Raw genomic sequence first — 24,484 nt, 5'->3', positions numbered from 1 at the left:
CGCCGCCCGCCACGGTCAGGCCAGCGGGTGCGGGTTCGACAGGAAGAGCATCATCGGCTCCTCCGATTCGTCGTAGCCCGCCGACGTCGCGATGAGGAACTGCACGCGCTTGGCCTCCGGGTGGTGGGGCACCTGGTGGGTCGCGTAGTTCAGCAGGGTCAGGTAGGGCACCGAAACCTGCACGTCCTCCTTGCGGTCCTTGAGGTCCGGCTGCATCTGGATCAGCCCGGACACCGCGTCGGTGACGACCTTCTCCGCCCGGCGCCCGGGGTACCAGAAGAAGTGCTGCCACTTGCGTTCCTCGACCTGGCAGTACTCCTTCCACGGCGTCACCTCGCCTTCGGGCAGCTCGTCCCGGATCAGCAGGTGGTAGTCGTGCATGCCGGGGCGCGGGGCGAAGAACCGCCAGTCCGGGATCAGCGAGCCGGTCGGGTCCCAGCTGCGGATCTTGTCGAACTTGCGGGTCGGGTCCTGGCTGAGGGTGGTGGCGGCGAGCCAGCTGCCGAGGACGCCGTAGAGGGCGTACCGGGCGCCGCGCGCGGTGAGGTTTCGGGTCGAGATGGTCACGACTGGTCTCCCGGTGGTTCGAATTCGACGGGTTTCACGGCCCGGCCCGTGCGGGCCGCGTCGACGACTTCGCGCACGGCCGCGGTCACGCCTCGGGCGGGCCCGGCCGAGCACACCATCCCGAGGTGGGTGGCCCCGGGCAGGGTCTGCTGCACCGACGTCGCCGACAGCGCCGCCAGCTCGCGCTGCAGCTCGCCGTGCACGGGGTCGGCTTTCGCCGTCTCGGCCGCGGTCACCACGAACAGCGGCACGCCGGCGGGCAGGGTGGTGGCCCGGATCTCGTCGACGACGTGCTCGAGCCACGCGTCGACCTCGTGTTCCGACGCCGCCCAGTTCCGGGTGGTCAGCATGCGCGCGACGGTGGTCTTCAGCTCCAGCTCGCCCAAGCCGGCCAGCTGGCTGTCCTGACCGTTGAGCTGGCCGTCCTCGCCGGCGGCGCGCCGCCGGTTGCGCCCGTAGCGGGACCAGAACCGGCTGCTCCGCAGGCTCGCCCGCATCAGCGGGAGGCCCAGGCGCTGCCGGGCCGAGCGTTCGAGCTGTTCGGGGTGGGCCGCGTCGACCAGCACGACGCCCGCGACCCGGTCCGGGTGGCGCTGGGCGAAGGCCCGCAGCAGCATGCCGCCGTACGAGTGGCCGACCAGGACCAGCGGGCCCCGGACGTCGAGCACCTCCAGCAGCCGCTCGAACTCGCCGCTGATCCGCTCCGCGGTCCGCGGCCGGTCCCCGGGGGTGCTCCGCCCGATGCCGGCGCGGTCGTAGGAGATCGTCGGCGCGAACCCGGCGACGCCCGCCTGCACCCAGCTCCACATCTCCAGCGGCGACGACAGACCGCTTTCGAAGACCACGGTGGGCCCGTCCGCCGGCTCACCCATGCGGCGCACGTGCACCTGGCGGCCGTCGACGTCCACGAGCTCGCCGAGGCCCGGCAGCTCCCGTTCGTCCCGGCGGGTGTGCTTGGCTTCGTAGAGGGCGCCGACCGCGAAGGGGACGGCGGTCAGCACGCCGGCGGCCGCGGTCAGGCCGCACTTCAGCGCCAGCCGGTTCACGAGTTCCTCCCGGCGGCGGCGACGGCCGGCTCGGGCAGCAGCTGCGTCGACACCAGCCGCTGGTAGAGGTCGTCACTCGCCAGGAGCGACTGGTGGTCGCCGATCGCCCGGACGCGGCCGCCGTCGAGCACGACGATCCGGTCGGCTTCGACCACAGTGGACAGCCGGTGCGCGACCGCGACGACCGCGCGGGAGCGCGCCACTTCGGCGACCGCCTTGCGGAGCGCGAGTTCGGCTTCGGCGTCCAGTTGCGACGTGGCTTCGTCCAGCAGCAGCACATCGGGTTCGAGCAGCAGCATCCGCGCGATCGCGATCCGCTGCCGCTGGCCGCCGGAGATGGCCGCCCCCGACTCGCCGACCTTCGTTTCCAGCCCGTCCTCGAGGCTGTCCACCCAGTCGGCGAGGTGGGCCTGCTCGACGGCGTGCCGGATCTGCTCCTCGGTCGCGGCGGGGTTGGCGTACAGCACGTTCTCCCGGATCGTGCCGTCGAGGACGGGAGCGTCCTGCTCGACGTAGCCGATCCGGCCGCGCAGCGTCGCCAGGTCCACCGACCGCAGGTCGACCCCGCCCAGCCGGATCCGGCCGCCCTCGGGCCGCCACAACCCCGCGGCGAGGGAGAACAAGGTCGTCTTTCCCGTGCCCGACGGGCCGACGACCGCCGTCAGCCCTCGTTCGAGCGCGGCGAACGAGACGTCCTGCAGCACCGGCTTGCCCTCGGCGTACCCGAACGAAATCGACTCGTACTCCAGCACCGACGAGGCGAAAGCGGGCTCCGTGGCGGGGTTCTCGACGCGCTCGTCCGGCAGGTCCAGCAGGCCCTCCACCCGCTGTCCCGCGGCCACGCCCAGCTGGATCTGGGCGAAGCTGGTGAACAGCGTGATGAGCGGGGTCAGCATGTAGAACAGGTAGAGCAGGTAGGAGGCGAACCCGGCGGTGTTCAGTGCGCCGCTGGCGATCCGGGCCGCGCCGAAGGTGAAGACGACCGCGAACGAACCGTGGATGCCGAGGTTGACCAGGGGCGTCATCGCGGCCTGGAGCCGCACCGCGCGCATGTCGGCGCTGGTGGCGTCCGCGGCGTGGGTCATGACCAGTTCGGCCTCACGGTTTTCGGCGCGGCTGACCTTCACCGTGCCGATCGCGATCAGCGCCCGCTGCAGCGCGCCCCCGAACCGGCCGACGGCTTCGCGGTTCTGCGCCATCGCCTTGCGCACCCGGCGCGCGACGAAGACGCTCCCCACCGCGGACACCGTGAGGCACGCGACCGTCACCAGGGTGAGCAACGGGTCGATGAAGATCATGAAGGCGATCCCGCCGACGACGAGCACCAGGCTCGCGGCGATGTTCATCATCCCCATCATCAGCGACCCGTGCAGCAGGTCCGTGTCGGCGACCGCGCCGACGAACAGGTCGCCGCGCTGGCGTTCCAGGTGGGACTTCAGCGGGGCCCGCAGCAGCCGCTGCACGACCGAGCGCCGGGTGTCGAGGACCATCATCGCGCCGCAGCGGCCGAGCAGGTACATCTCGATCACGCGCAGCACGATGTCGCCGAGGAACAGGGAAATGAGCAGCACCAGCGTGCCGGCCGCGAGCGTCCGGCTGGTGAGCGCTCCGACGACGTTGCCGACCACCATCGGCTGGATCAGCGACAGGACCGCGCTGGCCAGCCCGACGATCCCGGCGATGCCCAGCTGTCCCCGGTACGGGGTCAGCAGGCGCAGGACGGTCCGGGAACCGGACCTCTTCTCTTCGATGGGCACGGGAATCCCTACTGTCCGGCGGTCAGGCGCTTGGACAAGTGCTTGGAGTGGTGGACCACGCTCGGGTAAGTGGCGCTGAACGCCCACAGGAACCGGTTGAGACCCATGAAGGCGGCGTTGCCGGCGTGGAAGGACACGCCGGTGCCGAGCAGCCCGGCGGCGATCGGCTTCGGTGCCACCAGCGCGAGCGGGAAGGCCATTTCGCCCACCCACACGCCCCAGCCGCCGAGCCGGGCCAGCACCGGGTACTTCTTCAGCAGTTCGCCGACGTGCTTCTGGCCGTAGGTCTTGGTGCGGAAGATGCCCTGCATCGCGCTGCCGTCGCGCCAGTAGGGCGAAATGGCCTTGGCGAGCCCGGCCGCGAAGTAGGAGACCACCGACTGGCCGGCGATGAAGGCGGTGCAGGCCTTGCGCGCCTTCTCGTCGTCCGGGAAGAACTTGCTGGCCGCGACCGCGGCGCAGACGACGAGGTTGACGTGGTCCGACCCGTCGGCGCCGTAGTTGCTGCGCAGCTGCATGAGCACGTTGGAGACCGCGAGGAACGTCATCGCCGCCGCCTTGGTCCGCCGGTCGGTGCCCGGCAGCGCGACGAGGGTGGAGGCGGTCAGCCGCAGCGACGTCAGCACCTGGATGCCCGGGCTGGTGAAGATCCGGTCGAAGACCTTGCCCGTGGCGCCCTTGGCCATCCGCTTCGACCGGGTCCGGCCGATCCGCCAGCTGATCAGGCCGTCGTCCTCGACGTCCTGCGGCCGCACCAGCGATTCCAGCGAACTGAGGATGATTCCCGCCGAAATGAGGAGTTCGGTTTCGCGCAGCGCCTTGTCGACGCCGAGCATCCCGCCGCCCGGGATGATTTCCGCCTCTGCCATGCGTCGCTCCGTGTGGTTTCGTCCGCACCGCCCGATGACCTTCATCGGCGGTGGAACCGTTTTCACACGTCCTGATCGGCATCGTCAATGTGGTGGCGGCGCGCTTCCGGCAAAAACGGAAGCGGCATCCGCCGAAGTGATGAGCTTGGGACCGGGCCCGTCGCGGACGGCTAACGTGGCGACGGTCATGAACTCGATCACCCGCGCCGATCGGCGCTACCGGATCACCTCGCACGTCCTGCCGAACGGGCTGCGGGTGCTCGTCGCGCCCGACCACGACGCCGAGGTCGTCGCCGTGACGGCCGTCTACGACGTCGGCAGCCGGTCGGAACCCCGGGGCTTCAGCGGGTTCGCGCACCTCTTCGAGCACCTGATGTTCCAGGGCTCGGCGAACCTGCCGAGGGGGGCGCACGCGCACTACGTCCAGAGCTGCGGCGGAGCCTTCAACGGCACGACCCACCTGGACTACACCGAGTACTACCAGGTGCTCCCGGCGTCCGGAGTGGAGCACGCGGTGTTCCTCGAGGCCGACCGCATGCGGGCACCGACGCTCACCGAAGCGAGCCTGGCCAACCAGATCGCCGTGGTGGCCGAGGAGATCACGGGCGCGATCCTGTCCCGCCCCTACGGCGGTTTCCCGTGGCTGCAGCTGGCTCCGCTGGTGTTCGACACCTTCGAAAACGCGCACAACGGCTACGGCGCGATCGAAGAGCTGCGGACCGCGACGACGGATCAGGCGCGGGCCTTCTTCGACCGGTACTACGCGCCGGGGAACGCCGTCCTGTGCCTGGCGGGCGACGTCTCCGCCGACCGCGGGATCGAGCTCGCGGAACGCTGCTTTTCGGACATCGGCGCCCGTCCGGTGCCGCCGCGGCCGGTCATCACCGAACCGGACCTCACGGCCGAGCGCCGGGACTCCTTCGTCGATCCGCTGGCGCCGCTGCCGGTGTTCGCGTCGGCGTGGCGGGTGCCCGATCCCGCGGCCGACCTGCGGGGCTGCCTGGCGCACCTGGTGCTGTGCCTGCTGCTCTCCGACAGCGCGCTCGGCCGGCTGCACCGCCGGCTGGTCCGGCGCGACCGCTGGGTGTCCTCAGTGGACTGTTCGCTCGGGCTCACCGGCGAGGTGTTCGGCGTGCGCGACCCGACGTGTCTCGTCCTGACGGCGAGCCCGGTACCGGGCGGCCCCGGCACGGACGCGATCCTCAAGGCCGTCGACGAGGAAACCGAGCGGCTCGCCCTCGACGGCCCGGGCCCGGCCGAGCTGACCGCGGCGACCCGGACGCTCAGCGCGCAGCTCGTCCGCATGCTCGACGGGCTCGCCGGCCGGGCTCGCCACCTCGCCGTGTTCGCGCTGCAGCACCCCGGCGCGGGCCTGCTCAACGAACTCGGCCCGCTCAGCCGGGCCGTGACCGCCGCCGACGTCCGGGCCGCCGCGGCGGCCCTGCGCCCGGAGCGGCGGGCCACCGTCGAACTGCACCCGGGAGCCGCGCGATGACCGCCTTCGACCTGCTCGACGTCCCGGCCCCGGCCCCGTTGCGCGTGCCGTCGGTCCACGAACGCACGCTGCCGAACGGCCTGCGCCTGCTGGCGGCGCGGCGCACGAGCACTCCGCTGGCCGAGGTGTGCCTGAGCGTGCCGTTCGCGCACGCCGACGCCGCGGCGGCGGTCCTGCTGGCGGGTGGGCTGTGCGACGACACCGGCACCCAGGACCGCACCCGGGCGATGGGCGGCGGGTTGTCCGCGGCGGTCGACGCGGACCGGCTCCGGATCGCCGGGAGCGTCCTCGCCGACCAGCTGCCCGCGTTCTTCACGCTGCTGGGGGAAGTCGTCACCGACCCGGCCTACCCGGCCGCGGAGTTCGCGATCACCGTGGACGGCGCCGTCCAGAGCACGATCGCCGTCCTCGCGAGCCCGGCGCACCACGTCGCCGAAGCGCTCAACACCCGGATGTTCGGCGACCACCCGTACGGCGCCCCGGGACCGCGGCCCGCCGACTTCGCGCGGACGACGCGGGACGCCGTCCGCGCGCTGCACGCCGCCCGCGTCCTGCCGACCGGCGCCTGCCTGGTGCTGGTCGGCGACTTCGACCCGGAAGCGGCGCTCGACGAAGCGGAACGCGCACTGGGCGGGTGGCGGCCGGGCCCGGCCACCCCGATGCGCCGGCCCGGCCCGTGGGTGCCGGGCCGGTCGGTGGTGGACGAACCGGGCGTGCCGCAGTCGCTGCTGCGGATGGCGCTGCCCATCCCCCGCTACGACGCCCCGGACTACCCCGCGCTGGCACTGGCCGCGATGGTGTTCGGCGGCTACTTCTCGTCCCGGCTCGTGCAGAACATCCGTGAGGACAAGGGTTTCTCCTATTCACCGCGCAGTGCCCTGCTGCACGTGGCCGAGGCCGACCTGGCCACCGTCTCCCTCGACGTGATCACCGCGAACACGGCCGCGGCGGTCGAGGAGGTCGCCGCCGAGCTGGCCGGGATGGCGGACCGGCCGGTGACCCCGGAGGAGCTGGACCGCGCCCGCCGCTACTCGGTCGGCACGCTGCGGCTGCGGCTGGCGACGCTGACCGGCCTGGCCGCGACGCTGTGCGAGCTGGACCTGCACCGGCTGCCGGTCGGGTGGCTGGGCGGGCACGACGCCCGGCTCGCGGCGGTGACCCCGGACGAGGTGACGGCGGCCGCGCGGACGTACCTGGCTCCCGGAAACGCGGTCACCGTCCTGCTGTGCGACGAGCGGCGCGCCCACCCGGCAAGCTCTTGGTGACGCTGCTTCGGCGCGGCTTCCGGCCGCGCCGAAGCAGCGTGTCCTCGGTAGCGGCTCATTCGGGCAGCGTGCGCACCCAGTCGTCGTTGTAGACCGTGTCCAGGTAGCTGCAGCCGAAGTCCGGAGCCATCGCCACCGCGGTGACGTCCGCGCCCGGCCGGTGCTCGGCCAGCCAGCGGCGGGCGCCGCTGACGACCGTCCCGGTGGAACCGCCGAACACGAACCCGCGGGAAGCGAGCTCCCGGCACATCGCGACCGTCTCGCGCTCCTCGACGATGACGACGTCGTCCACACAGGACTCGTCCAGCTGTTCGGGCCGGACCCCGGTGCCGAGGCCGGGGATCATCCGCACCCCCGAGTCGCCGCCGAAGGTGACCGAGCCGGCGACGTCGATCGCGACGACCGTGACGGCCCGCCCCTGGTCCCGGAAGTAGCGGGCGCACCCCATCAGGGTCCCGGTCGTGCCCGCCCCCACGAAGACGATCTCCAGCTCGGGGAAGGCGGCGAGGATCTCCGGGCCCGTCCGGCGGTAGTGCGCGCCCCAGTTGTCCGGATTCCGGTACTGGTTCAGCCACAGGATGTCCGGATCACCCGCGCACAGCTCACGGACGTGGTCGATGCGCGCGGCGAGGAAGCCGCCGTCCGCCTTGGGTTCGGTGACCAGGTGCACCTGCGCGCCGAGCGCCTCCATCATCCGGCGGCTCGACACCGTGCACCGCACGTCGGTGACGCAGATGAAGCGATAGCCGCGGCTCGCCGCGAGCATGCTCAGCGCCACCCCGAGGTTGCCCGAGGAGGACTCCACGATCGTCATGCCCGGCCGCAGCACCCCGCGTTCTTCGGCGCCCACGACCATTTCGGTCGCCGCCTTCAGCTTGATCGACCGGGCGAAGTTGAACCCTTCGCACTTGAGGAACAACGGGATGCCCACGCTCGCCCGCAGGTCGACGTAGACATCACCGCTGTTGAAGTCCGCCGGATAACGGATAACGGTCACCTGGGCACAGTGTCACGCGCGGGGGACGACCGTAATCCGCAGGATGCCGGGGTAGCTTCCGGGAAACGAGGGGACGCTCCCGGCCGGCGGTGTCCCGGCCGGGCCGTCTGGTGGAGATCCCTCCTCAGGGGACGAAAGCGGCCTCCGCCTGCCGGGGAAAGGGCTTCCGGATCGGCCGGGACGGCCGTTCCGCCGGTTACCTTCGAGGGGCATTGTTCCGTGACCGCAAAGGAATTCCTTCCGTGATGACTGTTATCGAGACCGCCGCCGTCCAGCAGGTGCCCGCCGACGGTGGCGCGCTGGAGCCGCTCGGCCTGTTCCGCAGCACGCAGCCGACGAGCTGTGCCACCACCGTCGAGGGTGCGGAACTGACCGCCCAGCTCGCCCGCATGGCCGGCCTGCACCACGCCGCGGCCCACTGGGCCGAGCGTGCGGTCGACCTGGTCCGCGGCTTCGGCGGCAACTCGGTGGCCGACAGCGGCGTGGCCTGTGCCCCGTCCGGCAGCGTGGCGGTCACCGACCTGATCGCGGCGCGCACGGCGCACTGCTGACCCGTCCGCCGGCGAGCGAGCCAGGGGCCGCCCGGTGGATTCCCTCCCCCGGGTGGCCCTTCGGCGCCCCTCAGATCACGAGGGCCGCCCCTTCCATCACGGGCGGCGGAACGACTCCGCCTCGAGCAGCGCCTGCCCGACGACTTCCGCGGCCCACAGCACGACCGTCAGCACCACCGCGCGCGACCGGAACGGCCGCCCGGGAGGTTCATGTTCCCCCGGCGCCGGGAAGGATTTCCGAATCACGGGCACCGCCGGTGCCCCGATCAAGGAACCACCGGCGCCGGCCGTGCACCCCACTGCGGCACCGGCGCTCCGATCAACCACGGCACCCGGCACTCCGCACCCCATCCGGAACCGCCGGAGCCACGCGCGGCGATCCGCGGTGCCCTGCCCCGATGCGTGTGCCCACGCCGATGCCCGTGCCCGTGCCCGTCACGGAGCAGTCCGCGGACGGCTCCCCGCGTTCGGCTGAACCGACGGCAGCCGGACCCGGATCCACGTGCCGCGCTCGCTCGGCCGGACCGAAACCGTCCCCGCGCAGGCGGTGACCACGGACTGCACGATGCTCAGCCCCAGCCCGGTGCCGCGCCGGTCCGGCGGGCGCTTGCGCGCCTCGTCGCAGCGGAAGAACCGCTCGAAGACGCGCAGGCGGTCCTCCTCGCCGATGCCCGGCCCCTCGTCGACGACGTCGAGCACGGCGTCCGTCCCGTCGGTGCGCAGCACGACCGCCGAGCGAGTGCCGGCCGGCGTGTGCGTGCCGACGTTGGCCAGCAGGCACGACAACGCCTCACGCAGCCACGGCTCGTCGCCCGACACCACCGGCGCCGGACCGTCGCAGCGGTAGCTCACCGGGTGCTCGGGGTGAGCCACCCGGCTCGCCTCGACCACCTCGCGGCACAGCGCGTCCAGCTCGATCGGCCCGGGGCTGTCCGGGCGGCCCTCGTCGATCCGCGCGAGCAGCAGGAGGTGATCGGCCAGCGCGGTCAGCCGCCGCGCTTCCCGCTCGACCTCCACCATCGCGTGTTCGCGCGCGTCGCGGTCGGCCAGCACGCCCAGCCGCAGCAGCTGGGCGTACCCGATGATCACCGTCAGCGGGGTCCGGAGTTCGTGGCCGGCATCGGAGACGAAGCGCCGCAGCCGATCGTCGGTTTCGGACAGCCGCGCGAACGACCCTTCGAGCCTGCCGAGCATCCGGTTCATCGCGACCCCGAGCTGACGCACCTCCGCGGGCACGCCGGTGAGGTCGACCCGGCCGCCCGGTTCGCCCGCCGTGATGCGGGCCGCGGTCCCGGCGAAGCGCTCCAGCGGCCGCAGCGTCCGCCGGAACAGGGACGCGGCCGCGGTCACCGCCAGCACGCACACCACGACGTCCAGCGCGAGCATCGCGCCCGCCAGCCGCGCCGCGACCGCGATCTGGGCGTCCAGCGCCCGGGCCGTGATGACGAACCGGCCGTCGCCGGTGTCGTCGACGACGCCGTAGAACCAGCCGAAGAACCGGTACTCCCCGTCGGCCGCGGCCTCGCGCAACGCCGCCGGGCCGGGCACCTCGAACCCGGCGGAGCGGACGCCGATCCGGTCGGCCACCGCACCGTCGGCGTGGAGCACCAGCACGACACCGTCCTCGTCGGTGGCGCCCGCGCAGGTCCCCGGCGCGCCGGTGCGCCCGGTGGCGAGCCGGGCGAGCTGGTACGCCCGGTTCGCGTCGATGAGCTCGCGGTTGCGGATCTGCTGGTACACCACGAGCCCGCCGACGGCGAGGACGTTCATCGCGAGCACGGTCACCAGCGCCACCAGCCCGCCGGTGCACACCAGGCGGCGGCGGAGCGACCACGGGCGGCCGGACCGCCCGGTCATGCCGGACCGGTCACCGCGGGCCCGCGACGGCGGCGAACCGCGCCCGGACCGCCGCCGCCCGCGACGTCGTCATCGCGACGGCCAGCACCTGCATGCCCGCCGGCTTCACCGGGTCGTACCCGGTCAGCTGCGCGATCCGCTTCAGCCGGTAGTCGAGGGTGCTGCGGTGCACGATCAGGGCCTCGGCCGCGCGCGTGCGGTTGCCGTCGGCGCGCAGGAACGCGCGCAGCGTCTCGGCGAGCCCGGGACCGGCGAACACCGGCTCGATCAGCCGCCGCATCTCCCTCTCGACCGAGGCGTGCCGCATCGCGGCGTATTCGACCGCGAAGTCCTCCAGCCGGTGCACGCCGGCGGGCGCGTCCGAGGCCACCGCCAGCGCCACGACGTCCGCGGCGGCCGCCGCGGACGCGGGGACCTCGGCGGCCCGCGCCCAGTGCGGCGCCACCCAGGCCGCCGCGGGAAGGGCTTCCCGCAGCCGCGCCGCCAGCTCCGGGCCGTGGCCGGGACCGGCGTCCGGCACGAGCAGGTAGCCCACGCTCCCCCGCGTCACCGCCACCCCGCCGAGCGGCGGCAGCCGGTCGAGCCCGCCGGGCCCACCCAGCACGGCGAGCACCTGGTAGCAGGCCGCCGCGTCCGGCAGGCGCTGCCCGGCCAGCAAGGCCGCCGCGAGCTGTTCGCCGGAGAGCGGCGACGCCGTCCGCGACCGGGCGTGGCGGTGGAATCCACCGGCCAGCCCGCGGGTCACGGCGTGCCCGACGCGGACGACGTCCTTCAGCTTGCCCTCGGACCCGGGCTGCGGGCCGGCCGCGCGTTCGACGGCCCAGGCGGTCAGCCTGCCGATGAGGACGAGCAGGGAATCCGGCCGGGCGCCCGCCGCGGCCAGCGCGCTGCCGGCACGAGCCGTCTCCTCGGCCTCGCGGGCCGACGTCCACGCCCGGTGGTCGCCCGAGGCGAGGGCGGCGATCGTGACGCCGAGGATCCGCCGCACGACCGCTCGCGCCTCCCGCGGCTGTTCCTCGATCACGGCGGCCACTTCGGCTCGCAGTCCGGCCGGGAGCCCGGTCACGGCCGGGACGGCCGTCCGCCCCCACGACGGTCCTCCGGACGCGAACGCCGCCTCCGCCCGGATCGACGTGCTGGTCATCGCTGACGCCTTTCTCCACCTTGGCCGGCTCATCGAAATCGTCACCACGTTATCGACCCCGACACCGGCCGTTCACTGCGCGGACACCGGAACATTCTTCGGCGAAGCCCGGGGCCGGACCGGAAATGTGCCGCGGCCGACACCCGTCTGCCGCAACGGGGCCGCCCGCCACGCCGCGTTGTCCGGAAGGCGCTCCGAGAAACGCGGTCACCCGCCCGGCCGCGCCGGAAATGTCCCAAAGGCCGAGACCAAGGCTCGCCCACCGGACAATCGGCGGACAACCGCGGCCCGGATCCTGGACCGCACCCGCCGCGGAATGCTTGAATTGACCACCGGTATCCGGCCAGTGAATCCGGGCACACTTCCTGCCCGAAAGCACCGGTATTTCGCACCCGACCACGGGGTTTACGCGAATCGCTGAAACCTTTCCCGATGGCTCTGATTACCCACCGCATCGTCGCCCCGCTAGATTCGGCACCCTCATCCGCGAATGCACAGGTCAGAACCCGGGGGTCCTCTCGTGACCACAACCCTGCGCCCCGAACCGGGCCTCGCCACCACGGCCGATCTCGCCGCGCGCCTCTGGACGGACGTCGCGCCGATCCTGCGTGACGTGCCGGAACCGCTGGAGACGGCGCTGCACTCGCTGCTGCGGGCCGTCATCCCCCTCATCGCGTCGGCCGCCCGCGGCGACGACCTCTGGCCGGCCGAGACGACCGCGCGGATCCGCGCGTCGATCGCCGAGATCGCCGAGGCCACCGACGACGTCACCCCGATCGTGGGGGTGGTCAGCGAACTGACCTCCCGGGTCCTGCACGTCGTGATGTCCGGCGAGCCGGGGCAGCCTGCCGCGTCGCCGCGGGCCGTGTCGGCGGTCGGCAGCAGGCTGGTCTCCGAGCTCCTCGCCGGGGCGCACCACACCAGCACCCGCAAGCACCGCGGCTCGCTCGCCAAGGGCCGGGCGCAGCGCACGCAGGAGCTGCTGCGGGGGATCCGCCCAGACGGGGACGACGACTACGACCTCGCCCCCGCCTACGCCGTGGTGGCCGTGCACTGCGCGGAGCCGCTCGACACGGCCCGGCTGGCCGGCGCGTTCGAGCAGGTGGCCGGGGACGGCGCGCTGACCGCGCTGGGCCCGGTGGGCGGCTTCGTGCTGCTGCCGGCCGGCGACGAGGCCCGTGCCGCGCAGCTGGCCCGGCAGGCGCACGCCGAGCTGCCCGGCCGGGTGTGGATGGCCGCTTCGTGGCGTCCGCGGGGCGAAATCGCGTGGGGGCGGCAGGAAGCGGGCAAGGTGCTCTCGCTGGCCCTCGCCGCCGATCACGAACCCGGCGTCTACCTGCTGGCCGACCTGCTCGTCGAGTTCGCCGTCGCCCGCGAGCCGTCGGTCAGCGACAACCTGGTCCGGATCATCGAGCCGCTCCTGCAGTACCCCGCACTGCTCGAGACGCTCAAGGTGCTGGTCGCGACCGACGGCAACCGCAGCCAGGCAGCGGAGCGGCTCATCATCCACCGCAGCACCCTCGACTACCGCATCCAGCGCATCGAGCAGCTGACCGGGCTGCACCCCGGCAGCGTCCGCGGGATCAACGTCCTCAGCGCGGCACTGACCGCGCGCGCCTGGGCCGAACAGTCCGGACGGCCGCGCCGCCCCGCCGAACCCGCCGCCGCGCGCCGTACTCACCCCCTTGAGTGATGCGCCCGCACTTCGCGGACACAATTCCCCGTCGGCGCGCGGACCGGACTCCTCGAAAGAGTGAAGACCAGCTCAGCGCCCAATTCTGAGCACTATTCATGTTACTCACCGTTTCTGTCGGCCGACCAGAAACCGGACCGTTCCCGCGCTTCGGGCACAACGTGAACAGAAGATGAACAAAAGATTTACGCAGGGTGGCCACGGCTTTTGCCGAAAGGGGTGCGACCGGTGAGCGGATGGTCTAATGCAGCGGTGACTCCCGAATCGCCGCGCGGCCGTTTGCTGGTGACCGATGACGAGGTGAGCATCGCCGCCATCCTGTTCACCACGTTCCAGTTCCTCGGCTTCGACGTCGTCACCGCCGGCACCGGCAAGGAGGCGCTGCGGGCAGCCGCCGCCGCGGCGCCCGACGTCGTGCTGCTCGACGTGATGCTGCCGGACTTCGACGGGTTCGAGGTCTACCGGCGGCTGCGCGCCGCCGACATCACGGCCCCGGTCATGTTCCTCAGCGCCCGCCAGTCCACCGACGACAAGGTCCACGGGCTGACCCTCGGCGGGGACGACTACGTCGCCAAGCCGTTCGACGTCAAGGAGCTCGTCGCCCGGGTGGAGGTCCTGCTGCGCCGGGGCGCGCAGCCCGCCCCGGCCGGGGCCCGGGTGCAGGTCGGCAGGCTCGAACTCGACCGCGCCTCCCGCGAAGCGTGGAAGGACGGGACTCCGGTGCGGCTCTCGGCCACGGAGTTCGACCTGCTGTGCCACCTGATGACCCACCCCGGCAAGGCGGTCTCGAAGGCCGAGATCCTGTCGGCGGTGTGGGGCCACGACTTCCACGGCGATTTCGGCGTGGTCGAAACGTACGTGTACTACCTGCGGCGGAAGCTGGGCCCGGACCTGATCCGCACGGTCCGCAATTTCGGCTACCAGGTCTGCGCCTGAGGCCGTGAGCCCCGGAGGACCCGGGCACCCGGCCACCCGGCGAAGAACGAAGACGGGCCCGGCGCGAACCGGGCCCGTCCGTCCCCGCGGGCACCGGTCAGTGCCCGCCACGCAGCGCCAGCAGGTCCGCGGCCGACATCTCGGACGCGCCCTCGAACGCGAAGCCGTCGGTGGCGAAGTGGCCGCCACCGTGGTGCGCCTGGTACCAGTCGACGCCCTTCTGGATGGCCAAGTTGGCGAGGTAGGCGGCACCGGCTCCGTTGAAGGCCGCCCAGAAGCACGACACCGGCGCGGCGTCGGTCACCAGTTCCAGCGGCTGGATCGGGCCACCGACGTTGACGAAGGATTCGACCGAATTCATTGCGTTCTCCCTATTCCTCGGCAAATGGGCTTCAGTTGGTTCACGGCTACGCGCTCAGAAGCGCGCGTCGAGCAGGCCCAGCAGTTCGTCGCTCGACGCCTGGCCGAGCCCCTCCCCGTCGCCGAGGACGCCGCCGGGGGTGAAGTGCCCGCCGCCAACGTGGTTCTTGACGTAGTCGATGCCCTTCTCGAAGGCGTAGTTGCAAGTCAGGCCCACGAACGCGCCGGCGGCCACGCGCCAGAAGCAGGACACCGGGGTCGCCTGGTCCACCATCTCCAGCGGCCGAAGCGAGTCGCCGGCGTTGGCGAAGGACTCGATCTGGGTCATGTGATTCACCTTTGATGTCTCGAAACGGAGAATTGTGTTTCCGGGGAAGGAACCGAACCGGTCGACGGCCCGGCAGAACGAAGCTATCCCACCGGGAAGACGGCCACATCCACCGGAATGCCTATTCACCGGGCCGGGCTTCCGAACAACCGGTGGCCTGAATTCGCGAAACGATGAACCACCCCGCCGCGGCCGGCCTTCCGCGGAAGAAGATCCGCGAACCGCGGAGTGGATCGCTCGATCGGGTGACCGTCTACACTGGACACGTTCCCGATCAGGACGTGGAAGGGCCCGCCGTGACGACTTCCGAGCGGCCACCGAGGTCGCTGCGCACCAAGCTCGTGGTGGCGGTGCTGGCCGTGACTTCGATCGGCCTGGTGGCGGCACTGGCGGTGACCATCGTCGGCGTCAACGCGTTCATGCGGTCCCGCCTGCAACGGCAGGCCGTCGACTACCTGACCGACCTGTCCGCGTATCTGGCGATCCCGCCCGAAGCCCGCAAACTGGCGTCGAACCCGGTGCAGCGCGGCGAATGCGCGGCCCTGATCGTCACGTCGTCCGGGCAGCTCGAACAGTACTGGGGTTCGAAGCCGGCGAAGGTGCCGACCCCGCCCGTGGCGCTGCTGAAGTCCATGGCCGCGGACCGCTCGATCGTGACGCTGCCCGGCTCGACCTTCCTCGGTATGGCCGAAGCGAGGCCGAACGGCGACTACGTCGTGGGCGCGGTGTCCACGGAGGACTACGACCAGATCGCCCGCCGGATCGTCTTCGCGGAGTGCCTGATCGTGCTCGTCGTGCTGACCGTGCTCGCCCTCGTCCTCCTGCAGGCGAGCAAGCGCTGGCTGCGGCCGCTGGAATCCGTGGTCGGCACCGCCGGCTCGATCGCCGGGGGCGACCTGTCCCAGCGCGCCGAAGTCGACGACTCGACGTACGAAACCTACAGCCTCACCCGGTCGTTCAACACCATGGTGTCCCGGCTGCAGGACTCGTTCAGCCGCCGGCAGCGGGCCGAAGACCGCCTGCGCCGGTTCGTCGCCTCGGCGGGGCACGAGCTGCGCACGCCGCTGTCGGCGATTTCCGGCTACGCCCAGCTGGCCCAGCTCGGCGCACTCGACGAGCCGGCGGAGTTCCACGCCGCCATGCGCCGGGTCCGCGGCGAAACGAAGCGGATGACGGCACTGATCGACGAACTGCTGCTGCTCGCCGAACTCGACCGGGGCCGTCCGTCCGAAGCGGAACCGGTCGACCTCGGCCCGCTGTGCATCGACGCGGTGCACGACGCCCAGGCGGCGGCCCCGGAATGGCAGCTCCGGCACAACATCGACCCGCACCGGACGTACCTGGTCGTCGGGGACGCCTTCCGGCTGCGCCAGACGGTGACCAACCTGCTCGCCAACATCCGGGCGCACACGCCGCCGGGCACCAAGGCCGAGGTGTGGCTGTCCACCACGGGCGCGGAGCACATGCTCGACATCATCGACGACGGCCCCGGCATCGAGCCGGAGCTGCGGGAGCGCGTCTTCGAGCGGTTCTTCCGCGCGAACCCGGGCAGCTCCACCGGCAGTGGGCTCGGCCTGAGCATCGTCGCCGAACTGGTGCACCACCACGGCGGCACCATCCAGGTGCTGCCCACCGATCGCGGCTGCTGGGTCCGGGTCCGGTTGCCCGCCATGGTGGTGCCACCCGAACTGCCCGTCCTCCCGGCGCTGCGGCCGCCCACCGGGCTCACGAGGCCGTCCGAAGCTGGGTCAGCAGCCGGGTGAGCTGCTCGCCCAGCCGCCGGGTGGCGGCGAAGTGGGCGGTCGCCACCGGGTCCGGCAGCACGCGCCGCGCGGGCAACCGGACGTCGGGCCGGTCGCGGAGGCACCCCAGCAGGCCCAGGCCGCGCCAGGCCATCAGCCCCGCGCCGAGGGCCGGTGCTTCACCCGCGCCGACCACTTCCAGCGGCACGTCGAGGGCGGCCGCCAGGAGCGCTCCCCACAACGGGGACCGCAGGGCCGACCCGCTGGCGCGCACCAGCGTGATGGTGTCGGTCCCGGGCCTGAGCGCGTCGCGCACGGTGGCCAGTTCCCGCGCGACGCCTTCGGCCATCGCCCGGGTCATCGCCGCCCTGCCGTGCTCGACCCGCAGCCCGACCAGTGCGGCGTGGAAGTCCGGGTTGGCCCACGAAGCCGCGTCGGCCGCGGGCTGCGGGATCCCGATCAGCCCGTCCGCGCCGATCGGCACCAGCGCCGCCTCGGCGAGCAGGACATCGATGTCGACACCGCCGAACGACTCCGCCGCCCAGCGGGCGATCGCGTCCCCGTTGCTGAACGTCCCGCGGGAAATCCACAGCCCGTCGGCGAACGAATGGCACGACACCAGGTCCGACCGCGGTGCCACGGCCCGGTCCTCCAGCACGCACAGGTCCGCCGAAGCCTCCATCGACAGGGCCGCGCACCCACGGGACATCGCCCCGACGCCCAGTTGCGCGGTGGCCGCCCCGGAGGCACCGACGACCACCGGGGTCCCGCCGGGCAGGCCGAGCAGCTCGCCCGCCGCGGCCGTCAGCCGCAGCACCGCAGTGGGGTCGACCAGGTCCGGCAGCTGACCGCGGCGGACGCCGGCGACGTCGAGCGCCGGCTGCGCCCAGTCCAAGGTGGCCGACTCCACCCAGCCGGCGGCCGACGACGTCGAAACGTCGGTCACCAGCTGCCCGGTCAGCCGGGACAGCAGGAATCCCTTCAGCCCGGTCCACTGCGCCGCGCGCCGGAACAGCCCGGGGTCGTGCCCGGCGAACCAGGCCAGCTTGGCCACCGGGGACGCCGGGGTCAGCGGCACCCCGGTCAGCCGGTGCAGGGCGGCACCCTGTTCGGCGACGAGCCGCCGGGTGGTGGCGACCGAACGGCCGTCGGTGGCGGTGAGCACCGGCGTGAGCGGCAGGCGCCCGCCGTCCAGGGCGAGCAGGGTGGGCAAGCCGGAAGTGAGGGCCAGCCCGCGCACGGAGTTGCCGAAGACCTCGCAGATCCCGGCCGCCTCGCGGACCGCCGAGGACAGCGTCTCGAGCACCAGCCAGGGATCCTGCACCGGATCGACCGGGTGCGGCGTGGTCCGCGGCAGCGGCCATTCGACGATCTCGCGCAGGGTCAGGTCCTCGCCGAGGACGGCGACCGTGACCACCGCCGTCCCGATCTCGATCCCCAGCACCACGTCCCCGCCCGTCATCGCGCCCCCGTCCAAGGTGCCCCCGTTCAAGCGGCTTCGAGGCAGCGCAGGTGCTCGTCGCCCAGCACCAGCCCGGTGGCGGCGAGGCAGTCCACGAGCTGGGCTTCGGAGCTCACCCCGATCACCGGCTCGACGGCCGGGGTGCCGGCGAGCATCCACGCCAGCACCACCCGGTTTTCCGGCTCGCCGAGCTCGGCCGCCACCTTGCCGAGAGCGGTGAGCCGCGGCGGGGCGCCCGGGTGGTCGTAGTGCGGCCAGAACGTGCGGTCGGAGCGGGTGTAGGCGCCGGAAAGCAGCGGTGAATACCCCTGCACCTGCAGGCCGGGGGTGTCGCGGACGTACTCCGCCAGTTCCGGGGTCAACACCCGTTGCGGACCGAAGGGCGCGCCCGGGAACGGCTGCAGGTAGCTGTGGCGCTGCTGGAGCCAGGCGATCCGGGTGCCGGCCTGCCGCACGGGTTCGAGATCCTGGTTGCTCAGCCCGATCTCCCGGATCTTGCCGGCCTCGACCTGCTGCTCGAACGCCCCGAGCGTGTCCTCCAGCGGGACGGCCGGGTCCATCAGGTGGGCAAAGCAGACGTCGACGTGGTCGACGGCCAATCGGCGCAGGCTGTCTTCGACGGCGGACCGGATCGTCCCGGGTGCCAGACCCTCACAGTCCATCAGCGCACCGCCGGGCACGGGACGGCCCCCGACCTTGGTGGCGAGGCGGATCCGGTCCCGCGCGCCCCGTTCCCGGAGCCACGCGCCGATGACGAGCTCGCTCTCGTCGCCGGTACCGTCCCAGCTCGAGTAGCAGTTCGCCGTGTCGACGGCCCGTCCGCCCCGCTCGGTGAAGACGTCCAGGAGCCGGAAGGCCGCGTCGCGATCGACCGTCGTCCCGAAGTTCATGGTTCCGAGGCAGATCACGGCAACCGTCCAATCCGGTGAGCACGACGAGCTTTTCCCGTGCCGGGCCGAGCTTTTCACGGTCGTCCCGGCCGCGACATCCGCACAACGCGGAACCGGATTGCGCGTCCCGCGCGCCGCGGACCTCGACGAGGGAAAACCCGAATCTGAGGAAACTCTGAGCTACTTACCGACCCGATCCGGTGAAGATGTCACCGGGTCAGGCATATCGATGACCGGACCGGACCGGTTGTGTTACTGACCGAGACGACAAGGATGAGGCCGGATGATTCCCACGAGTACCACGACGATGTCCCCGGAAATCCCGGGACAGTCCCCGATGCGGGTTCGGCCCGCGGCACCCCCGTCCGCCGCGGCGGACGTGCAGACACCCCGCAAGACCGTGGTGCGGCACGTGCTCCCGCTGTTTTCGGACGTGCTGTCGGACGGCTTCGTCCTCGACGTGCTGTCGGCGCGCCGGGTCGGCCACGCGTGGGCGGAGTCCGGGCGCGGCCTCGAACGGCTGCTGGACGCGGTGCAGAAGCTCGCCGCCGACCTGGTGGACAAGGCGCTGAACCGGCCGGACCTGCGCGACACCGGCACCCGCTGCCTCGCGGCCCAGCGGATCAGCGAGCTCGGCAACCGGATCCTGGTCGAGCTGACCCGCGGCTTCGCCGAGGCCGGTGCGACAGCGCCGGACCACGAGGAACCGACGCGGCGCCGCCGGGCCGAACTGCTCCTGAGCGGCGCGCTGGCCCCGGCGGCGGACCGGACCTACGCCGTCGTCGCGGTGGCGACCGCCGAGCTGGACCCGGCCGTGGTGGACGAGGCGTTCCGCACCCACGCGGGCGAAGAGACCCTGACCCTGCTCGTCGACGGCGGCGGGCACGTCCTGCTGGCCGCCCGGGACAAGGCGGACGCCGTCCGGCGCACCGGGAAGGTGCTGGACGCCCTCGGCGGGTCCGCGCGGGCCGCCCTGGTCTGGCCCGGCGCCCGCAGCGTGTCCGCGTGCCGCTCGGTGGCCGACGACATCCTCGCCGAGGCGACGTCGCTGGAGTTCGCGCCCGCCGTGCACGTCCTCGACGACGTGCTGCTCGAGTTCGCCGCCGCGCACGAGCCCGTCGTCTCCAACGCCCTGCTGAAGGTGATCCAGCCGCTGCTGGCCCAGCCGGTGCTGTGGGAGACGCTGCAGGTCCTGCTGGCCGAGGACGGCAACCGCGGCCGGGCCGCGGAACGGCTGATCGTGCACCGCAGCACGGTCGACTACCGGCTGCAGCGCATCGGCCAGCTCACCGGGCACTCCCCTTGCACGGTCCGCGGGCTCCGCCTGCTGGCCACCGCTTCGGCCATGCACCGCCTCGCCGAGCTCCGCCGCTCCGCCGCCTGAGCCCCCGGGACCGGACGGCCGTCGCCTGGGCGGCCTCGGCCGGCGCCTCCGTCCGAGCCCGCCGCGTCAGAAAGGACCGACCTTGCCCGGAACGCGCCCGATCCCGCCGTTCACCGTCATCACCGGCACCGAGGTGCACCGGGTGCTCGACGGGGACGAGCGGGCGGTCACCGCCGTCGTCGAGCGGGCGTACCGCACGCACGGCGCCGGCGACACGGTGAACCCGCCGTCGTACTTCCTGCAGTTCCCGGACCGGCCCACCGCCCGCATCATCGCGCTGCCCGCGTCCCTCGGCGACGAGTCCGGAGTGGACGGTCTCAAGTGGATCGCCAGCTTCCCGGAGAACGTCGAGGCCGGCATCCCGCGCGCGTCCGCCGTGCTGATCCTCAACGACCGGCTCACCGGCTACCCGTTCGCGGTCATGGAAGCTTCGGTCATCAGCGCGTCCCGCACCGCGGCGTCGGCCGCGCTGGCCGCCGACTGGCTGACCCGGGACCGGGGACGACCGACGCGGATCGGGTTCTTCGGCACCGGGCTGATCGCGCGGTACATCCACACCTACCTGGCCGCGAACGGCTGGGAATTCGGCGAAATCGGGCTGCACGACCGCACGGCGACGTCCGTCGACGGCTTCGCGGGGTACCTCGGCCGCACCGGAACAGCGGCCGAGGTCGTCCGGCACGAGAGCGCCGAGGCGCTCGTCAAGGCGTCGGACCTCGTCGTGTTCGCCACCGTGGCGGGCGTTCCGCACGTGACGGATCCGTCGTGGTTCGCCCACAACCCGGTGGTGCTGCACGTTTCCCTGCGCGACCTCGCGCCGGAGATCGTGCTCGCCTCGACCAACATCGTCGACGACGTCGAGCACTGCATGAAGGCCGGCACCTCCGTGCACCTGGCCGAGCAGCGGGTGGGTCACCGCGAGTTCGCGCACGGCACGCTGTTCGACGTCATGACGGGCACCGTGGACCTGCCCCCCGACCGACCGCTGGTGTTCTCGCCGTTCGGGCTGGGCGTCCTCGACCTGGCCGTGGGACGGCACGTCCACGACCGGCTCGCCGCCGACGAGGCACTGACGGCGGTCCCCGGTTTCTTCGCCGACGTGACCCGCTACGGCTGACGGTCTCCGGGTCCGGCGAGTGCGCCGCCGTCACGACCTGCGCCGTGGGCCCGCCACGCGGAACCGGCTCAGGAACCGGCGACCGCCTGCACGGCCATCGCCGCCGTGAGCATGTGGGCACCGCGGCCGGTGAGCGGGTTCTGCCCGGTGATCTCTTCGATGCGCCGGATCCGGTAGTCCAAAGTGGAGCGGTGGATGAACAGCTCCCGGGCGGCGACGGTCCGGTTGAAGTCGGTGCGGATCAGCGCTTCGAGCGTGCCGCGCAGGACTTCGTTGCCCGCCAGGGGACTGATCACCGTCCGCAGCCGGGCCGAGGTCACCGGGTCGCGCACCACCGCGTACTCCAGCAGGACGTCGTCGAGGCAGTACCGGCCGGGGGGCCGGGCGGTGGCCACGGCCAGCGCCAGGACGTCCTTCGCCTCCTGGCAGCCGGTGGCCAGTGCGGCGCGGGCGGCGGGCACCACCGCGGTCCACGGCGCCTGACCGGACCGGCTCGCCAGCGCGTCGAGCAGCGGCGCGATCCGCCGCTCGAGGCGACCGGGAACGAGCACGACGGCGCCGTCGCCGATCGGGGCGCCGAGCATCCCGTCGTCGTGGTGCTCGTCGAGCAGCGCGGCCAGCCGGTCGTGCGGGACCGGCTGCGGGAACCGGGCCACGACCACGACGTAGTCGTCCTCGAGGCCGGCCAGTTCGTCCGGGGCAAGGGGTTCGCCGCGGACCAGGCGCTGGACGAGGGCGCAGCGCGCCTCCCGGGCCGGGACGGCCGCGGCCGGTTCCCCGGTCGCCGTGAGCAGATCGCGGACCAGCAGGTGGGCGGCGTGGACGACCGGGGCCACCCGATTCGGCCGGTCCACCGCGACGGCGCCGATCACCCGGGCCGCGAACCGCCCGAGCAGGTCGGCGGCAGCGTCGGCGGCCCCACCGGCGGCGGTGAAGGCCTGCCCGGCGACCCGGATGCGGGCCCGCTGGGCCGGCGTGATCGAGGCGCCCTCGGCGAGGACACGGCGGTAGACGCCGGTGACTTCGTGCAGCAGCGCCGCGGCTGCGGGCCGGGCCGCGGCCGGCGTGACGTCGGCGAGCAGCTCGTCCGGCGGCACCGCGAGGCCGTCGCCCACCCGGCCGCCTTGGGGTCGCGTCCGGCTGTTCGGCCGGTCGTCCAGTACGGTCATCGGCATTCCCACCCGTCTCGACGTCGCATTTCGAAGTCGTCACCCAGCGTGAGCGTATCGACCGGGATCGTGGCGAAGCAACGCTTGCAGGGGAATCCCTCAACAACCGCGGCGAACCGGACATACCAGAGAACCCGCTGGTCAGGACGGTCACGCCTCCGCTCACGCCGAACCGGAATTCAGCGGAATGCGCAGTCGGCGCCCCCTTGTCCGCGACCGCCGTTTTCGGCAACATTCTGCGCGTCGACAAATCTCCCCGACCCATTCAAGGAATCATGACCGACGTCATCGAGCGCACTCCCTCGCGCGAGCCGGTCCTGCGTGTCCAAGGGCTCGAAATGAACCTGCGGACGAGCCAGGTGCGGCATCGGGGGGAAATCGTCCACCTGACCCCGACCGAGTTCCGGTTGCTGCGGATGCTCATGCTCAACCCGAACCGCGTCAGCTCCAACCGGCTTCTCGAACACGCACTCGGCGGCCCGGGCCGCAACGGCCGGAAGGTGCAGTTCTACGTCGCCCGGCTGCGCCGGAAACTCGGTGACCGCCACCGCGTGCTGATCCGCACCGCGCACGGTGCCGGGTACCAGCTCTCCGGCCGCACCGCTCCGCCGGTGGTTCCTCCGCACGGCAAGGAGAAATTCAGGATCCGCTCTTCGGAAAGCGCGGATACAGCGCATCGGTGAATCGCCCTAATCTTCGGTTCACGAGCGAAACCGAGAGGCGGCTCGCTCGAAATCCGAACGACCGGAAGGCCGAGTGGAAATGAACATGCGCACTCTGACGAAGATCACGACCGGTGTCGCCGCGACCGCGCTGGTGTGCGCCGGACTGCTCGGCGCGGCCGGCACCGCGGGTGCCGCCACGCAGGTGGCACCGGCCGGCATCACCGTGCCGGGCATCGGCAGTGTGACCCTGACCGGCACGGTGATCTCGGTCGACGGCAAGTACGTCACCATCGTCCTCGACCGCGTCAACCGCAAGATCGTGGTGGCGCGGGACGAGCTGACCAAGGTCGTCGGCACCATCGAGAAGGACGCGAAGGTCCAGGTCGTCACCTCGGCCCTGACCACGCTGCTCGGCCTGATCAAGGCCGACGCGATCACCGTCCTCGGCTGACCCGGCAGGCCGGGCGGGGTCCGCGGAGTTTCCGCGGGCCCCGCTTTCGTTTTCCCACCGCCTGAAGACAATCGGGAACGACCATGAACCAGGACACCGGCCCGGCGTGCGGGCCGCTCACCCGGCGCGCCGTGAACATGCTCAGAGCCGTCGACGCGGGCCGTGCCGAGCTGTCGCTCAGCTGCGAGCCCGACCTCTACGTCGACGGCCTCCCCTGCTGCGACCAGGCCACCGCTCGTCTCCTTTGCCGGCTCGGCCTGATTTCGCCGGGCCGGCCGGGCGCTGCCGGCGACCTGGTTCCCGCCGCGGTGACCGAAGAGGGCCGGCGCACGCTCGCCGTTCTGCCGTCGCGGATCGCGGGGTGACGTCTCCGGGCACACGGCAGGGCGGGCGTACGGTCGGCCGTACGCCCGCCCTGCCGCCGGATCCGGTTCAGCTCTTGGTGAGTTCGTCCGCCCGCACCGAAAGCAGTTCCGAAGCGGACAGCGCCTGGTGCCGCGCGGCGCCGCCGTCGAGCAGGCCTTCCCGCTCGTCGTAGCCGCCGTTGCGGTTGTGGTAGTAGGCCTTGGCCGCGAAGTAGCCGAAGCCGGCTGCCGCGAAGCCGACCGCGGCGAGGTCGATCGCGGCCGGGGTGCAGGCGATGGAAATGTCGCCGGCACCGAATTCCAGCGGTTCGAGCGATTCGGTGAACCGGTCGGGCGAAATGCTGCTCATTGATTCCTCCGTGAGTGGCGTCGAG

25 protein-coding genes are annotated in these 24,484 nt (G+C 72.4%); 11 read left to right on the top strand and 14 right to left on the bottom strand.

Going from position 1 to position 24,484, the window contains the following annotated elements:
• Positions 1-15: 15 nt before the first annotated feature.
• Genes AB0F15_RS30835 through AB0F15_RS30820 form a run of 4 tightly spaced genes read right to left on the bottom strand, consistent with a single transcriptional unit; the run spans position 16 to position 4,239 of the window.
• Complete coding sequence (locus AB0F15_RS30835; protein WP_360277857.1) at positions 16-567, bottom strand: hypothetical protein; 552 nt, start codon at positions 565-567, stop codon at positions 16-18.
• Positions 564-1,613, bottom strand: a complete 1,050-nt coding sequence (locus AB0F15_RS30830) for an alpha/beta hydrolase (protein ID WP_360277854.1) — start codon at positions 1,611-1,613, stop codon at positions 564-566. The genes AB0F15_RS30835 and AB0F15_RS30830 overlap by 4 nt, the downstream gene beginning before the upstream one ends.
• Positions 1,610-3,370, bottom strand: a complete 1,761-nt coding sequence (locus AB0F15_RS30825) for an ABC transporter ATP-binding protein (RefSeq protein WP_360277851.1) — start codon at positions 3,368-3,370, stop codon at positions 1,610-1,612. Before AB0F15_RS30825 ends, AB0F15_RS30830 begins: the two co-directional genes overlap by 4 nt.
• A gap of 8 nt (positions 3,371-3,378) precedes the next feature.
• On the bottom strand, positions 3,379-4,239 hold the full coding sequence (locus AB0F15_RS30820; protein WP_360277848.1) for a hypothetical protein: 861 nt from the start codon (positions 4,237-4,239) through the stop codon (positions 3,379-3,381).
• Between the two features lie 187 nt (positions 4,240-4,426).
• Here AB0F15_RS30820 and AB0F15_RS30815 point away from each other — a divergent pair, with 187 nt between their 5' ends.
• Both AB0F15_RS30815 and AB0F15_RS30810 read left to right on the top strand, forming a co-directional pair.
• Entirely contained in the window at positions 4,427-5,734 is a 1,308-nt protein-coding gene (locus AB0F15_RS30815; RefSeq protein WP_360277845.1) for a pitrilysin family protein, read from the top strand.
• Positions 5,731-6,999 (top strand): pitrilysin family protein, encoded by a 1,269-nt coding sequence (locus tag AB0F15_RS30810; protein WP_360277842.1) that lies wholly within the window; start codon positions 5,731-5,733, stop codon positions 6,997-6,999. Before AB0F15_RS30815 ends, AB0F15_RS30810 begins: the two co-directional genes overlap by 4 nt.
• A gap of 55 nt (positions 7,000-7,054) precedes the next feature.
• Here AB0F15_RS30810 and sbnA read toward each other — a convergent pair whose 3' ends face one another.
• Positions 7,055-7,996, bottom strand: a complete 942-nt coding sequence (gene sbnA, locus AB0F15_RS30805; protein WP_360277839.1) for a 2,3-diaminopropionate biosynthesis protein SbnA — start codon at positions 7,994-7,996, stop codon at positions 7,055-7,057.
• 245 nt (positions 7,997-8,241) lie between these two features.
• Here sbnA and AB0F15_RS30800 point away from each other — a divergent pair, with 245 nt between their 5' ends.
• Entirely contained in the window at positions 8,242-8,547 is a 306-nt protein-coding gene (locus tag AB0F15_RS30800; RefSeq protein WP_360277836.1) for a hypothetical protein, read from the top strand.
• A 96-nt stretch (positions 8,548-8,643) separates the two neighbouring features.
• On the opposite strand, the gene AB0F15_RS30795 is transcribed toward AB0F15_RS30800, so the two are convergent.
• The 3 genes from AB0F15_RS30795 to AB0F15_RS30785 all read right to left on the bottom strand — a co-directional run bounded on the left by AB0F15_RS30795 (position 8,644) and on the right by AB0F15_RS30785 (position 11,548).
• Positions 8,644-8,793 carry a hypothetical protein gene (locus AB0F15_RS30795; protein WP_360277833.1) on the bottom strand — a complete coding sequence of 50 codons (150 nt, stop codon included), beginning with the start codon at positions 8,791-8,793 and terminating at the stop codon, positions 8,644-8,646.
• A gap of 189 nt (positions 8,794-8,982) precedes the next feature.
• Complete coding sequence (locus AB0F15_RS30790) at positions 8,983-10,404, bottom strand: HAMP domain-containing sensor histidine kinase (protein WP_360277831.1); 1,422 nt, start codon at positions 10,402-10,404, stop codon at positions 8,983-8,985.
• A 10-nt stretch (positions 10,405-10,414) separates the two neighbouring features.
• Complete coding sequence (locus tag AB0F15_RS30785; protein WP_360277828.1) at positions 10,415-11,548, bottom strand: helix-turn-helix domain-containing protein; 1,134 nt, start codon at positions 11,546-11,548, stop codon at positions 10,415-10,417.
• A gap of 520 nt (positions 11,549-12,068) precedes the next feature.
• Between AB0F15_RS30785 and AB0F15_RS30780 the strand changes: the two genes are divergently transcribed.
• Complete coding sequence (locus tag AB0F15_RS30780) at positions 12,069-13,241, top strand: helix-turn-helix domain-containing protein (RefSeq protein ID WP_360277825.1); 1,173 nt, start codon at positions 12,069-12,071, stop codon at positions 13,239-13,241.
• A gap of 252 nt (positions 13,242-13,493) precedes the next feature.
• Positions 13,494-14,177 carry a response regulator transcription factor gene (locus tag AB0F15_RS30775; protein WP_360277822.1) on the top strand — a complete coding sequence of 228 codons (684 nt, stop codon included), beginning with the start codon at positions 13,494-13,496 and terminating at the stop codon, positions 14,175-14,177.
• A 97-nt stretch (positions 14,178-14,274) separates the two neighbouring features.
• On the opposite strand, the gene AB0F15_RS30770 is transcribed toward AB0F15_RS30775, so the two are convergent.
• Positions 14,275-14,538, bottom strand: coding sequence for a hypothetical protein (locus AB0F15_RS30770; RefSeq protein WP_360277819.1), 264 nt, complete (start codon positions 14,536-14,538; stop codon positions 14,275-14,277).
• Between the two features lie 54 nt (positions 14,539-14,592).
• Positions 14,593-14,865 carry a hypothetical protein gene (locus tag AB0F15_RS30765; RefSeq protein WP_360277816.1) on the bottom strand — a complete coding sequence of 91 codons (273 nt, stop codon included), beginning with the start codon at positions 14,863-14,865 and terminating at the stop codon, positions 14,593-14,595.
• Positions 14,866-15,161: 296 nt separating this feature from the next.
• On the opposite strand from AB0F15_RS30765, the gene AB0F15_RS30760 reads away from it, so the two are divergent.
• The gene (locus AB0F15_RS30760; RefSeq protein WP_360277813.1) at positions 15,162-16,628 is read left to right on the top strand and encodes a HAMP domain-containing sensor histidine kinase; all 1,467 of its coding nucleotides are present in this window, start codon (positions 15,162-15,164) and stop codon (positions 16,626-16,628) included.
• On the opposite strand, the gene AB0F15_RS30755 is transcribed toward AB0F15_RS30760, so the two are convergent.
• Both AB0F15_RS30755 and AB0F15_RS30750 read right to left on the bottom strand, forming a co-directional pair.
• Complete coding sequence (locus AB0F15_RS30755; RefSeq protein ID WP_360277810.1) at positions 16,591-18,069, bottom strand: FGGY family carbohydrate kinase; 1,479 nt, start codon at positions 18,067-18,069, stop codon at positions 16,591-16,593. The two genes, AB0F15_RS30760 and AB0F15_RS30755, sit on opposite strands and share 38 nt — an antisense overlap.
• A gap of 26 nt (positions 18,070-18,095) precedes the next feature.
• Positions 18,096-18,977: an aldo/keto reductase gene (locus tag AB0F15_RS30750; RefSeq protein WP_360277807.1), complete on the bottom strand. Its 882-nt coding sequence runs from the start codon at positions 18,975-18,977 to the stop codon at positions 18,096-18,098.
• A gap of 265 nt (positions 18,978-19,242) precedes the next feature.
• Here AB0F15_RS30750 and AB0F15_RS30745 point away from each other — a divergent pair, with 265 nt between their 5' ends.
• Both AB0F15_RS30745 and sbnB read left to right on the top strand, forming a co-directional pair.
• The gene (locus tag AB0F15_RS30745; RefSeq protein ID WP_360277804.1) at positions 19,243-20,343 is read left to right on the top strand and encodes a helix-turn-helix domain-containing protein; all 1,101 of its coding nucleotides are present in this window, start codon (positions 19,243-19,245) and stop codon (positions 20,341-20,343) included.
• An 82-nt stretch (positions 20,344-20,425) separates the two neighbouring features.
• Positions 20,426-21,460: a 2,3-diaminopropionate biosynthesis protein SbnB gene (gene sbnB, locus AB0F15_RS30740; protein ID WP_360277801.1), complete on the top strand. Its 1,035-nt coding sequence runs from the start codon at positions 20,426-20,428 to the stop codon at positions 21,458-21,460.
• Between the two features lie 68 nt (positions 21,461-21,528).
• Here the strand turns inward: sbnB and AB0F15_RS30735 are convergent, their stop codons facing one another.
• The gene (locus AB0F15_RS30735) at positions 21,529-22,629 is read right to left on the bottom strand and encodes a helix-turn-helix domain-containing protein (protein ID WP_360277799.1); all 1,101 of its coding nucleotides are present in this window, start codon (positions 22,627-22,629) and stop codon (positions 21,529-21,531) included.
• A 206-nt stretch (positions 22,630-22,835) separates the two neighbouring features.
• On the opposite strand from AB0F15_RS30735, the gene AB0F15_RS30730 reads away from it, so the two are divergent.
• From AB0F15_RS30730 to AB0F15_RS30720, 3 genes are all read left to right on the top strand, one after another.
• Complete coding sequence (locus AB0F15_RS30730) at positions 22,836-23,312, top strand: winged helix-turn-helix domain-containing protein (RefSeq protein ID WP_360277796.1); 477 nt, start codon at positions 22,836-22,838, stop codon at positions 23,310-23,312.
• 85 nt (positions 23,313-23,397) lie between these two features.
• On the top strand, positions 23,398-23,745 hold the full coding sequence (locus tag AB0F15_RS30725) for a hypothetical protein (protein ID WP_360277794.1): 348 nt from the start codon (positions 23,398-23,400) through the stop codon (positions 23,743-23,745).
• An 83-nt stretch (positions 23,746-23,828) separates the two neighbouring features.
• Entirely contained in the window at positions 23,829-24,110 is a 282-nt protein-coding gene (locus AB0F15_RS30720) for a hypothetical protein (RefSeq protein ID WP_360277791.1), read from the top strand.
• 67 nt (positions 24,111-24,177) lie between these two features.
• Here AB0F15_RS30720 and AB0F15_RS30715 read toward each other — a convergent pair whose 3' ends face one another.
• Positions 24,178-24,459: a hypothetical protein gene (locus AB0F15_RS30715; protein ID WP_360277788.1), complete on the bottom strand. Its 282-nt coding sequence runs from the start codon at positions 24,457-24,459 to the stop codon at positions 24,178-24,180.
• Between the last annotated feature and the right edge of the window lie 25 nt (positions 24,460-24,484).

It is taken from the genome of Amycolatopsis sp. NPDC026612 (assembly GCF_040638285.1).
GTDB lineage: Bacteria > Actinomycetota > Actinomycetes > Mycobacteriales > Pseudonocardiaceae > Amycolatopsis.
The sequence above is the reverse complement of the archived record's forward strand: the minus strand, read 5'-3'. Positions and strand labels throughout refer to the sequence as shown.